Source organism: Fodinibacter luteus, from assembly GCF_039541575.1.
GTDB lineage: Bacteria > Actinomycetota > Actinomycetes > Actinomycetales > Dermatophilaceae > Fodinibacter > Fodinibacter luteus.
Map to the genome: position 1 here is coordinate 52,261 of NZ_BAABGM010000033.1, position 12,332 is coordinate 64,592.

Here is a 12,332-nt window from a genome sequence, read left to right on the forward strand (position 1 = left end):
CGATCCTGAGCGGGTGGATGCCGTCGCCGGGCCGGGTGCGCGCCCTCGCGGTCCCGCCTCGTGGCGGCTCGCGTCGTGCGCCACGTCGGATCCGGCCGACCCGTCCTCCCTGCACCCCGAGGAGGCCCTGCTCGTCGCGGGGGCGCGCCCGGACCGGGTCGTCGAGTTCGCGACCGGGCGGCACTGTGCCCGCACCGCCCTGCGGCAGCTCGGCGTCGACGACGCCGCGCACCCCGTGCTGGCCGACCCCCGCGGGGCCCCGAGCTGGCCGCCCGGTGTCGTCGGGAGCATCACCCACACGAGCGGGTGGACGGGTGCCGTGGCGGCCCGTCGCGGGGGGCGCGGCGGCATCGCGTCGCTCGGGCTGGACGCCGAGCCCGCCGCTGCGCTGCCGCCCGGTGTCCTCGAGGTCGTGGCGACCGACCGCGAGCGCGCGGCCCTCGACCGCCTCGGCGGCGTCGACGGCTCGGTGCCCTGGGGCGCCGTGCTCTTCGCCGCGAAGGAGGCCGCCTACAAGGCGTGGTACCCCTTGACCGGCGTCGTGCTGCACCACGGGCAGGTGGAGGTCGAGCTGTCGACGGGCGGGCGGTTCCGGGCGCAGGTCTCGTCGACGGGCGTCGGGTCCGGTGCGGCGCGCCGCCTCGTGCGTGGTCGGTGGCGGCTCGGCCCGACGGCGGTGGTCACGCTCGGGGTCGTCTCGGCGCCGTGGTCCGGGCCCGGCTGAGCACCTGGCCGACCCCGGTGACCGCACGCGCGGACCGCGTGGGGAGGGGGGGCAGGGTAGGCAGCCGCGCCGCACGCAGCCACGCGTCGAACAGGTCGGTGTGCTCCGAGCCGGTGACGGCGGCGACGGTGGCCTCGAAGTCGGCGGTCGTCACGACCTCGTACCGGTGGGTGTCGACCCAGGTGCGCAGCACCGCGAAGAACGCCTCGTCCCCGACCCGGCGACGCAGGGCGTGCAGCGTGAGCGCACCCCGCTTGTAGACCCGGTCGTCGAAGACCCGGTGGGGGCCGGGGTCGGTCAGCACGAGGTCCTGGGCGCTGCGGGCGAGGAGCGCGTGGTGGTGGGCCGCCTCCTCGTCGGCCGTCGTGCGGCCCGAGGCCTGCGACCACAGCCACTCGCTGTAGCAGGCGAAGCCCTCGTGCAGCCAGATGTCGCTCAGCGAGGCCGCGGTCACGGCGTTGCCGAACCACTGGTGCGACAGCTCGTGGGCGACGAGGCGCTGCACCTCCCAGTCGCGGCTGAGGTGGTTCGTGCCGAAGGTCGACAGCGACTGCGACTCGAGCGGGATCTCGAGGGGGTCGTCGGTGACGACCGCGGTGTAGCGGTCGAAGGGGTAGGGACCGAACAGGCCCGAGAACAGCTCGACCATCCGCGGCTGGTCCGCGAACGCCTGGCGGGCGGCCGGCATCCGGGCGGGTGGGGCGACGAGCCACGTCGCGACGGGGGATGCCGGCTGACGCTCGGCGGCGTAGCGGCCGAGCTGGAGGGTCGCGAGGTACGGGGACATCGGCTGGCGCTGCTCGAAGACCCACTCGGTGCGGCGCCCGACGGTGCGCTCGGTCACCGGGTCGCCGTTGGCGACGAGCCGGTACGCCGGGTCGGTCTCGACGCGGATGCGGTAGCGCGCCTTGTCGGCCATCCGGTCGTTGCACGGGAACCACGTCGGGGCGCCGTGCGGTTGCGCCGCGACGAGGACGCCGTCGGTGAGCTCCTCCCAGCCGGCGGGCCCGTCGGGGCCGGGCATCGGGCGCGGGTTGCCGCGGTAGGCGATCGTGAGCAGGAGCGGCTCGCCGGCTCGAACCGGAGTGGCGAGCCGGATCCGCAGCCGCGACCCCCGGTGTGACCACCGCGCGACGCGCGCCCCCTCGACCTTGAGGCTGCGCACCTCGAGGCGGTGGAGGTCGACGACGAGGTCGGGGAGGTCGACGACGGCCCGCACCGAGAGCTCGGCCCGGCCCTCGAGGTGGTTGCCGAGCGGCTTGTAGCGCAGGTCGAGGGCGTAGTGCTCGACCTCGTAGCGGTCGTCACCGTGCCCCGGCAGGTAGGGGTCCGAACCGGTCACTCGTCCTCCAGCCACGGGCCGACGGGGTTGCCGATCCACCGGGTCTTGTCGGGCACCGACTCCCCCCGCATGACGAGGGAGACCGGGCCGACGGTCGCGTGCCGGCCGATCCGGGCGGCCGGGAGGATGACCGAGTTGGGGCCCAGCGTGCCCCCGTCAGCGATCGTGACCCGGTCCATCGCGAGGATCCTGTCATGGAACAGGTGGGTCTGGACGACGCATCCACGGCCGACCGTCGCACCGTCGCGCAGGTCGATGAGGTCGGCCTCGGGGAGCCAGTAGGTCTCGCACCACACCCCGCGGCCGACCCGGGCCCCCATCGTGCGCAGCCACAGGTTGAGCACGGCGGTGCCGACCGCCGCCCGGGCGAACCACGGCGCGGCGACCACCTCGACGAAGGTGTCGGCGAGCTCGTTGCGCCACACGAACGAGCTCCACAGCGGGTGCTCCGACGGGCGGAGCCGGCCGACGAGCAGCCACTTCGCCACGGTCGTCACGCCGACCGCCACCGCCCCGGCCACGAGCAGGACGGGCCCGCCGAGCAGCAGCGCCCACGCCCAGCCGCGCTCGAGCAGCCAGGCGAACGCGGCCGCGCTGAGCACGACGAGCGCGACGTGCACCCACAGGGCGACGACCCGGGCGACCTCGACGGCCGCCCGGGCGACCCGCAGCCGGGTCGGGGGTGCGTGGGTGCGCGCCGCGTCGGCCGCCTCGGCCTCGCGCCGCAGCGGTCGGGGCGGGCTGCCGAGCCACGAGCTGCCCGCCTTCGCCGTGCCGCGCCGCGGGGCGGCCGACAGCACGGCGACGAGGGCCTGCTTGGGGACCTTGCGCCCCGGGGCGGCCATGCCCGAGTTGCCGACGAACGCGCCCTTGCCGACCCGCACCCGCTCGACCCGCAGCCACCCCCCGCCGAGCTCGTAGCCCCCGACGAGGGTGTCGTCGGCGAGGAAGGCCCCCGAACCGACGCTGACGAAGCGCGGCAGCATGAGCACCGTCGAGGCCTCGACGTCGGGGCCGATCTCGGCCCCGAGGGCGCGCAGCCAGGCGGGCGTCAGGCTCGACGAGTAGAGCGGGAAGAGCCACGTCCGGGCCTCGTCGAGCACCCGCAGCGCCGACCAGGCCTGCCAGGCGCGCAGCCCGTGGACGGGGTGGTGGCCGGGCTCGAGCCCGACGGACAGCACCCGCACCGTGGCGAGGACGAGCACGGCGAGCACGACCACGCCGACGACGGTCGAGAGCGGCAGCCACGCGAGCGCCGTCACGAGGGCGGCCCGGGCATCGGGGGCGTCGGCCAGCCACGGGAGCGCCACCGCGAGGCCGGCGAGCGTGGCGGCGACGGGCAGGAGCGCGAGCGCGACGGCCGACCCGGCGTACGCGGCCATCCACATCCGCTTGTTCGGGGGACGCTCGGGGGTCCACGGCCCGCGGGCCGCTCCCGAGAACACCGCCGGCGCGCCCGACCAGGCCTCGGCGTCGGGCACCGGACCGAAGACGGCCGAGCCGGGCGCCACCTCGGCCCGGTCGCCGACGTCCGCGCCGGGCAGCAGGGTGCTGCGCGCACCGACCCGGGCGCCCGCACCGATGCGCACCGTCCCCACGTGGAGGTGGCCGCCGTCGACCCAGTGCCCCGCGAGGTCGACCTCGGGTTCGACCGAGCAGCCCGCGCCGAGGTGGAGCAGCCCGGTCACGGGCGGGACGCTGTGCAGGTCGACGTACCGGCCGACCCGGCATCCGAGCAGCCTCGCGTACACCTTGACGAGCGGGGCGGCCGACAGGTTCGTCGCACCGAGCTCGTCGACGAGCCGCTCGGCGAGCCAGAGCCGCAGGTGCACCCAGCCGCCGCGCGGGTACTCCCCCGGCCGCATGCCGCGCAGCACCGCCCGCGCCGCCCCGGCCCCGAGGACGACCCGCCCGACCGGGTTGAGCAGCAGCAGCCACCCGACGAGCACCCACCCCCACGAGAGCTCGGGCAGCCACGCGACCCCGAGGACCTCCCGGGCGAGGAGGACCCCCCCGCCGACCCAGGTGAGCCACCGCAGGGCGCCGACGGATCGCACCGCGGCCGTCGCGAGCGCCTGGACGGCCTGCGGGCCGACCGGCACCGGGGCGACGGACGCGTTCGTGCGGCTCGACGGCGCGTCCATGGCGTCGAGCGTGGCCGCGAGGTCGGCGAGCACCGGGTGCTCGTAGACGTCGGCGACCGTCACCTCCGGATGCCGTTCGCGCAGCCGGGAGACGAGCTGGGCCGCTGTGAGGCTGCCGCCCCCGAGGTCGAAGAAGTCCTCGTCGGTCCCGGTCGGCGCGGACCCGAGGATGGAGGCCCAGTGGCCGGCGATCCACCCCGCGGTCCCCTCGAGCCCGGCGCCCCCGTCGGGGGTCGCCGTCGCGGCCCCCGGCAGCGGCCACGGCAGGGCGTCCCGGTCGATCTTGCCGGAGGTGCGGGTCGGGAGGGTGTCGACGACGGCGATGCGAGGCACGAGGGCTGCCGGCATCGTGTGGCGCAGCTGCTCCGCGGCGGCGCGGCCGTCGAACCCCGGCTCGACGGTGACGTACCCGACGAGGAGGCGGTTGCCGGCGTCGCTGCGCTTCACGGCAGCCGCCGCGCCGCTCACCCCGGGCAGGCCGAGCAGCGCGCTGTCGACCTCGCCGAGCTCGATGCGCCGGCCGCCGACCTTGACCTGGTCGTCGGCCCGGCCCTGGAAGACGAGGCCGGTGCCGTCGAACCGGACGATGTCCCCGCTGCGGTAGGCGCGCTCCCACCCCAGGGCCGGCATGGGGGCGTACACCGCGGCGTCCTTGGCGGGGTCGAGGTAGCGCGCGAGGCCCACGCCGCCGATGATGAGCTCGCCGGGGTCGCCGTCGGGCACCCGCTGCCCGGTGGCGTCGACGACGGCGAGGTCCCACCCGTCGAGCGCGGTGCCGATCCGCACCGGCGGCTCGCCGGTGAGCCGGGCCGCGCACGCGACGACGGTGGCCTCGGTCGGGCCGTACGTGTTCCACACCTCGCGAGTCGCCGTCGCGAGGCGGGCCCCGATCTCGGGCGGGCACGCCTCACCGCCGAGGATGAGCAGGCGGACGTCGGCGAGGGCGTCGGCCGGCCACAGCGCGACGAGGGTGGGCACCGTCGAGACGACGGTGATGTCGTTGGCGACGAGCCAGGGCCCGAGGTCCATGCCCGACCGCACGAGCGAGCGCGGCGCGGGCACGAGGCAGGCGCCGTACCGCCAGGCGAGCCACATCTCCTCGCAGCTCGCGTCGAAGGCGACCGACAACCCGGCCATGACCCGGTCGCCCGGCGCGATCGGCCTGTCCTGAAGGAAGATCCGGGACTCCGCGTCGACGAACGCGGCGGCGCTGCGGTGGCTCACGGCGACACCCTTGGGCAGGCCGGTCGAGCCGGACGTGAAGATGACCCACGCGTCGTCCGTCGGGAGCGGGTCCTCCTCGGGTGCCTCGTCGGCGTCGCTCGGGGCGGACCGGATGACGAGGTCCGCGGTGACGACCGCGGCGACGCCGGCCTCGCCGAACACGACCCGGGCACGCTCGTCGGGGTCGTCGTGGTCGACAGGGACGTAGGCGGCGCCGGCGACGAGGATGCCGCTGATGGCGACGTAGAGGTCGGTCGTGCCCGACGGGATGCGCACCCCGACCCGGTCGCCCCGGCCGACGCCCTGGGTGCGCAGTGCGGTGGCGACCTCCTGGGCCGCGTCGAGCAGCTCGTCGTAGGTGAGCACCTCGCGGCCGTTGTCGATCGCCGGGGAGTCGGGGTGCTCGTCGGCGGTGGTCCGCAGGATGTCGACGAGGGTGCGTGGAGACGGCGCCAGGCCGCCGCGCAGCAGGGGGTCGCCCGGGGGCGTCGAAGGCTCCACGGACCTCAGTGTGGCGCGGTCGGGTGAACGGTGGGCGACCGGCGGCCTCCCGGGGTGTCGGGACCGGCGGCGACGGCGGCGTCGAGGAGCTGGAGCATCGACACCGCGGACCCCCCGACGCAGCCGCTCGAGAGCTCGTGTGCGACCCGCTGGGCGAGCACCGCAACCCGGACGTTCCTGCGCTGCGAGTACCGGCTCAGGATGTCGAAGGCGGCGTCGGCGTCGATGCCGTAGGCGAACATGAGGGCACCCTTGACCTGCTCGATGGCGGCCCGGTCGGCGGTCGCGGCGGCGACGGCATCGTTCGTCACCCGCTGCGCCACGGGGGTGACGTCGAAGGCGAAGCCGCGCAGCCGCACCGGCGCACCGTCACCGTCGTGCTCGCCGTTGCCGACGAACGCGACGACCCGCTCGCGGCCCCCCTCGTCGCGCACCCGGTACTGGCCCGACAGCGGCCCCGCCACCGGGAGCGTGACCGAGAGCAGGTCGTCGACGAGCCGCCTGTCGTCGGGGTGCATGCGCGCGAAGAGCCGGTCCACGGGGTCGTCGCCGTCCGGGGAGAACCCGACGACGTCGTACATGTCGTCCGACCACGACCACCGCTGCGAGGCGTAGTCGTAGGCCCACTCCCCGAAGGGTCGCCGAGGAGAGTGGTCCACGTCAGCTCGCCGCCGATCCGGTGCGGTCGTGGGAGCGCTCGGCGGGCTCGTGGCGGAACCGCAGCGCGACGACGAGGGCGCCGGCGAGGGTCCACGCGAGGAGGACCGCGAGGTGGTCCCACGCGAGGCCCGACCCGGTCACCTCGGGGGCGAGCGCCTCGCTCATCGCCGCGGCGGCGTGACGCAGCGGGAAGACCCAGGAGATGACGTCGACGACCTGCGGGTAGTCCGCGCCGACGACGAAGACGTCCGAGATGAACGCCAGCGGGAGCAGGGTGCCGAGGGTGACGCCGACGACGGCCTGGGCCGACCGCACGAACGTCATGACGGCGAGGCCGACGACGGCGAAGCAGGTGGCGGCGAGCACGAGCGTGACGACCGCGGCCGGCATCCCCGGTGGAACCCCCGGCCGGTAGAGGACGCCGGCCATGACGACGACCGCGGCCCCGGTGAGGAGGGCGACGACGACGGCGCCGGCGACCCGCCCGCCGATGAGCGCGGACGTCGGCAGCGGGGTGCCGCTCGTGCGCTTGAGGACGCCGCGCTCGCGGTCCTCGGCCACCGCCTGCGGCATGTTGACGTAGGCGGTGACGGACGCCCCGTAGATCGCCATCGTCCCGGCGTAGAACGTGCCGAGCGCCTGGCCGTTCGACATGAGGACGTCGCCGCCGCCGTTGACCGCCGGGATGATCGCGACGAGCAGCACCGGGAACGCCACCGCGAAGAAGACCGACGACGCGTCGCGCCACAGGATCCGCTGGGTGTGCGCCACCTGTCCGGCGAGCAGGGTGGGCGTCGACGGGGATGCCGTGCGCCGCGGCCGGGCGTCGGCGGCGGCGCGGCGCCCCGCGGCCCTCCCGCTCGCCCGCGTGGCCGTGCGCGAGGGTGAGGCGTCACGGTCGCGGTCACGGCGCAGGAGGAGCGTCGCGGCGACGGCGCCGGCCAGCCCCCACAGCGCGATGACGGCGAGGTGGTCGAGCTGCAGGCCCGAGCCGGAGAGGTAGGGGTTGAGGGCGTCGGAGAACAGCGCGGTGAGGTGCTTGAGCGGGAAGAGCCACCCGATCGCCTCGAGCCAGTCCGGCATCTGCCCGCTGAACATGAACATGTCCGAGATGAAGGCGAGCGGGATGACGACGCCGTTGCTCACGGCGAGGGTCAGCTGCATCGACGGCAGGGCCATCGCGAGGGCGAGGCCGAGGGCGCTGAAGCAGGCCGAGGCGATTAGCAGGGTGAGAACGATCCCGACCCACGACCGGCTCGGCACCTGCAGGTCGTAGAGCACGACGCCCGTGCCGAGGACGAGCGCGGTCGAGGTGAGCCCGAGCACGAGGGCGGCGCCGATCCGCCCGCCGATGAGCACCCACCGCGCCACCGGGGTGCCGGCCTGGCGCTTGACGACCCCCGTCGAGCGGGCCTCGGCGAGCCCGACGGCGAGGAACGAGAACGTCGCCATGACGACGCCGAAGGACGCCATGCCGGGGGCGAGGTACTGCACGACCCGGACCCCGCCGCGCTCGTCGACGACCTCGTTGCCGACGAGCGCGGAGAGGAGGACGAAGAAGAGCAGCGGCAGGCCGATGCTCAGGATGAGGGTGATCGGGGTGCGCCGGAGCGCCGCGAGCTCGTGGCGCGTCTGGCGCACCAGGCGGGTCGCGTCCGAGGTCGGTCGGGACGCCTCGGGATGCCGGGTGCTCGCGACGGCGGTCATCGGGGCGCCTCGACGGACGGGTCGGCGGGAGCGGGCGGGGCGGGAACCACGGGGGCGGGGCCTGGGCCCGCGGGGGCGGGGTCGGGGCCGGCGGGGTCGGGGCCCGCGGGGTCGGGTCCCGCGGGGTTGGGGCCGGCGGCCTCGTCGCCGACGAGGTCGAGGTAGACGTCCTCGAGGCTGGGCCGGGTCAGGGTGAGCGCCTCGAGCTCCTCGCCGTGCTCGAGGGCCCAGGTCGCGAGCGTCGCGACGTCTGCGGTCGGGGTCTCGGTGCGCACCTCGACGACGCTCCCGGCGACCCGGCGCTCGAGCCCGAGGGAGGGCAGGTCGGCGGTCGTGCGGCCGGCCGGGACGCGGAAGGAGATGACGGTCGCGGCGCCCGCCGTGGCGGCGAGCTCGTCCGGCGTGCCCTCGGCGACGACCCGGCCGTGGTCGATGACGACGACCCGGTCGGCCAGGTGCTCCGCCTCGTCGAGGTAGTGCGTCGTCAGCAGGATCGTGGCGCCGAGGGCCCGCAGGCCCTCGACGAGCTCCCAGGCGCGGCGCCGGGCCGAGGGGTCGAAGCCGGTCGTCGGCTCGTCGAGGAAGAGCATCTCCGGGCCGCCGACGATCCCGAGCGCGAGGTCGAGGCGCCGCCGCTGCCCGCCGGACAAGGTCCGCACCCGGGCGTCCGCCTTCTCGTCGAGCCCGGTCAGGGTGAGCACCTCGGCGACGGGCCTCGGGTGGGGGTAGTAGCCGGCGTGGAGCCGGACGAGCTCTCGCGGGGTGAAGGTGTCCTCGAAGCCGGCGTCCTGCAGGACGATGCCGATGCGCTCGCGGAAGGCCCGGCCACCGGTCTGCGGGTCGAACCCGAGCACCTCGACCGTGCCGGCGTCGCGGGACCGGTACCCCTCGAGGATCTCGACGGTCGTCGTCTTGCCGGCGCCGTTCGGCCCGAGGAGGGCGACGACCTCTCCGTCCTCGACGGTGAGGTCGAGGCCGTCGACGGCCGCGAGCTCCCCATAGGTCTTGCGCAGACCGCGGACCCGGATCGCTGGCATTCCTCGACCTCCCGATGGGTGGCCGACCGCGACCGGCGCGACCGCGCCCACGACCAGTGAACCGCCTCCCGGATGCCGTGGCACGGGTTTGTGAGCGATTCCTCCGGTCCCGGGGACCCGGGCTTTGCGATTCGGTGGCGCGGCCCGCCTCCGTCCGGCCAGACTGGGGAGTCGGTACCGGCATCGTCACGAAGGGGGGCGCGTGCACAGCAGGTCAGCGGCGGTGCGCCGCCCCGCGGCCCGTGCGGTCGTCGCCCTCCTCGCCGCCCTCGGGGTCGCCCTCGGCATGGTCGTGGTCGGCCCCGCGTCGGTGGCTACGGGGGCGCGGGCACCGACGGTCGCCTCGCCCACGGTGGCCCGGGTCGCGGGGGCGGACCGCTACGCCACGTCCGTCGCGGCCAGCCGGGCCGCCTTCCCCAGCGGCACGCGCCCATCGGTCGTCTACCTCGTGTCCGGCACCTCGCCCTGGGAGTCCCTCAGCGCGACACCCGCAGCGGTCGCGCAGGGCGGGGGCGTGCTCCTGACCCGCCCGGACGGCATCCCGTCGAGCATCGCCGCCGAGCTCGACCGGCTCGCTCCGGACGCGATCGTCGTCGTCGGGTCGACCTCCGCGGTCTCCGACGCCGTCCTGGCCCAGGCCGCCGCGTACGCGCCGGACGTGCGGCGGGTCGGGGGCAGCAGCCGCTACCAGTCGGCGCAGGCCCTCGTCCGGCACGCCTTCCCCGCCGACAGCGCGACGCACGCGTGGGTCGCCACCGGCCAGGCGTGGACCGACGCCGTCGTCGCGGGGGCGGCCGCGGCGGCGCACCGCGAGCCGCTGCTCACCATCGACGGGCGGGCGACGGCGCTGCCGAGCTCGACCGTCACCCTCGTCCGGGACCTCGGGCTGACGTCGGTGACGATCGCCGGCGGCACCGCCGCGGTCTCCGCCGGCATCGAGGCCCAGCTCGAGGACCTGCTCGGGGACGCCGGCGTCACCCGGGCGTCCGGCGCCGACCGGTACGCCGTCAGCGCCCGGCTCAACGCCCTCGCCTTCCCCGACCTGGCCGCAGGGTCGGCGTACCTCGCGAACGGGCGCGACGTCGTCAACGCCCTCGCCGGTGCCTTCCTCGCCGGCCGCACGAAGCGACCGCTCCAGCTGACGGTGCCGTTCTGCGTGCCCGCCGCGGTGCGCCCGTCGCTCACGGCCCCCGCGGTGACCAAGGTCGTGCTGCTCGGCGGCGAGGGCTCGGTGCGCGGTCTCGTCGGCACGCTCGCGGCCTGTCGCAGCACCACGACCGCCTCGAGCGTGTGGGTGCTCGTCAACAAACGCAACGCCCTGCGACCGACGAGCTACGTGCCGGGGTCGCTCACGGTTCCGTCGGTGACCTATGCCAACGGCCAGCGGCTGCGCAGCGACGCCGCTGCCGCGGTGGCCCGGATGTTCTCGGCCGCCCGCTCCGAGGGGGCGGGGAACATGAAGGTCGCGAGCGGCTACCGCTCGTACAGCACCCAGTACTCCGTGTACTGGAACCGCGTCTCCACCCACGGTCGCGCCTACGCCGACCGGTGGGTCGCCCGACCCGGGTACAGCGAGCACCAGACCGGGCTCAGCCTCGACATCGCCCCCGTGGGCAACGCCTCGTGCAGCACGATCAACTGCATCGGCTCGACGCCGCAGGGCACCTGGCTCAAGCGCAACTCGTGGCGGTTCGGCTTCATCCTGCGCTACGAGAGCGGGTACGGCTCGGTCACCGGGTACTCGAGCGAGCCGTGGCACTTCCGGTTCGTCGGCACCTCGCTCGCAGCCGGCTACCACCGGGGCGGATGGCACAGCCTCGAGCAGTTCCTCGACGAGCCAGCCGCGCCGACGTACTGAGGCGCGGATGCCGTGGCCGGGCCAGCACGGGCAGGGAGCGCGACCGCGGGTCGGCACCCTGGCGGGAGCCGGCACCCTGTCGGGAGTCGGCGCCATGGCCGGAGTCGGGGCGGTTGCGGCCCACGTCGCGCTGAACCAGCCGCCGTGGGCAGCCCGCCTGCTGGAGGGTCAGGACCTGGCGGTGTTCTCGGTGCGCACGCAGGCCCGGGCCGTGGCCATCACGATCGACGACGGCCCGCACGAGCCCCTGACCGGAAGGCTCCTCGACGTCCTGGCACGGCACCGGGCTCTCGCGACGTTCTTCGTCCTCGGCTCGCAGGCCGCGGTCAACCCGGCGTCGGTGGCCGCCGCGCACGGCGCCGGGCACGAGATCGGCAACCACGGGTGGCTGGACCGGCCGGCGGTCCTGCTGTCGCGAGCCGAGTTCCGTGACGACGCCACCCGCACGGCCGCGGCGGTCGCGTCCGCGACAGGCACCCCACCGCGGTTGGTCCGGCCGGGTTCCGGGTGGTTCAGGCCCGGTCACCTCCATGACCTGCGGCGGATGGGTTGGACGCTCGCCCTCGGGTCGATCGCCCCGCACGACCTCGAGGTGGCCGACGTCGACCGCGAGCTGGCCTTCGTCGTCGACCGGATCCGACCGGGCGCGGTCGTCGTGCTCCACGAGGGGCGGCCGGAGCGGGCCCGGGTCGTCGACCTCCTCGACCGGCTGCTCGACGAGCTCGACCGCCGCGGGTACGCCGCCGTCACGCTGTCCCGCCTCGTGGAGGACCGAACCTAGGATCCGCAGCGTCGAGCGGGCCGATCCGGGTGGGCCATGTCGCCGGTCGGAAGGCGTCGAGCGTGGAGCGTCCCCGGCCGGGCCTTCGCGTGGCACGTCCCACGGAGGAGGGACATGCGTGGCACATCAGAAGGGTGGGGGCTGGACCGGTGCGGCGGTGGTGGGGGTTGTCTGCCGGGTCGTCGGGGGCGGTGGGTCGTGGCGTCGAGGTGGTGGTGGGGGCAGGACGGCGTGGTCGGGCAGGGTGGTGCGTCGGGTGCCGTTGGGGGAGGTCCAGGTGGCGGTGCCGTCGGGGTGGAGCTGGTAGGTCCAGCGTCGGCGTTGCTTGAGGCGGTGGTGGCGGCGGCAGAGCCC

8 protein-coding genes and 1 pseudogene are annotated in these 12,332 nt (G+C 75.6%); 3 read left to right on the top strand and 6 right to left on the bottom strand.

Features of this window, described 5'->3' with window-relative positions; genetic code table 11:
- The first annotated feature begins 13 nt into the window (after positions 1 to 13).
- The gene (locus ABD899_RS18790) at positions 14 to 724 is read left to right on the top strand and encodes a 4'-phosphopantetheinyl transferase family protein (protein WP_345208896.1); all 711 of its coding nucleotides are present in this window, start codon (positions 14 to 16) and stop codon (positions 722 to 724) included.
- Here the strand turns inward: ABD899_RS18790 and ABD899_RS18795 are convergent.
- Genes ABD899_RS18795 through ABD899_RS18815 form a run of 5 tightly spaced genes read right to left on the bottom strand, consistent with a single transcriptional unit; the run spans position 681 to position 9,339 of the window.
- Positions 681 to 2,066 (bottom strand): M1 family metallopeptidase, encoded by a 1,386-nt coding sequence (locus ABD899_RS18795; RefSeq protein WP_345208897.1) that lies wholly within the window; start codon positions 2,064 to 2,066, stop codon positions 681 to 683. The two genes, ABD899_RS18790 and ABD899_RS18795, sit on opposite strands and share 44 nt — an antisense overlap.
- On the bottom strand, positions 2,063 to 5,944 hold the full coding sequence (locus ABD899_RS18800; RefSeq protein WP_425474997.1) for a Pls/PosA family non-ribosomal peptide synthetase: 3,882 nt from the start codon (positions 5,942 to 5,944) through the stop codon (positions 2,063 to 2,065). Before ABD899_RS18800 ends, ABD899_RS18795 begins: the two co-directional genes overlap by 4 nt.
- A complete protein-coding gene (locus ABD899_RS18805) occupies positions 5,941 to 6,594 on the bottom strand; it encodes a PAS and ANTAR domain-containing protein (protein WP_345208899.1) in 654 nt (217 codons plus the stop codon). The genes ABD899_RS18800 and ABD899_RS18805 overlap by 4 nt, the downstream gene beginning before the upstream one ends.
- 1 nt (position 6,595) lies before the next feature.
- Entirely contained in the window at positions 6,596 to 8,302 is a 1,707-nt protein-coding gene (locus ABD899_RS18810) for an ABC transporter permease (protein ID WP_345208900.1), read from the bottom strand.
- Positions 8,299 to 9,339 carry an ABC transporter ATP-binding protein gene (locus tag ABD899_RS18815; protein ID WP_345208901.1) on the bottom strand — a complete coding sequence of 347 codons (1,041 nt, stop codon included), beginning with the start codon at positions 9,337 to 9,339 and terminating at the stop codon, positions 8,299 to 8,301. The genes ABD899_RS18810 and ABD899_RS18815 overlap by 4 nt, the downstream gene beginning before the upstream one ends.
- 202 nt (positions 9,340 to 9,541) lie before the next feature.
- Here ABD899_RS18815 and ABD899_RS18820 point away from each other — a divergent pair, with 202 nt between their 5' ends.
- Positions 9,542 to 11,197: a D-alanyl-D-alanine carboxypeptidase family protein gene (locus ABD899_RS18820; RefSeq protein WP_345208902.1), complete on the top strand. Its 1,656-nt coding sequence runs from the start codon at positions 9,542 to 9,544 to the stop codon at positions 11,195 to 11,197.
- 7 nt (positions 11,198 to 11,204) lie between these two features.
- Positions 11,205 to 11,978 (top strand): polysaccharide deacetylase family protein, encoded by a 774-nt coding sequence (locus tag ABD899_RS18825; RefSeq protein WP_345208903.1) that lies wholly within the window; start codon positions 11,205 to 11,207, stop codon positions 11,976 to 11,978.
- Positions 11,979 to 12,104: 126 nt separating this feature from the next.
- Here the strand turns inward: ABD899_RS18825 and ABD899_RS18830 are convergent.
- Positions 12,105 to 12,332 (bottom strand): annotated as a pseudogene (locus ABD899_RS18830) (T-complex 10 C-terminal domain-containing protein); the annotation flags it as partial.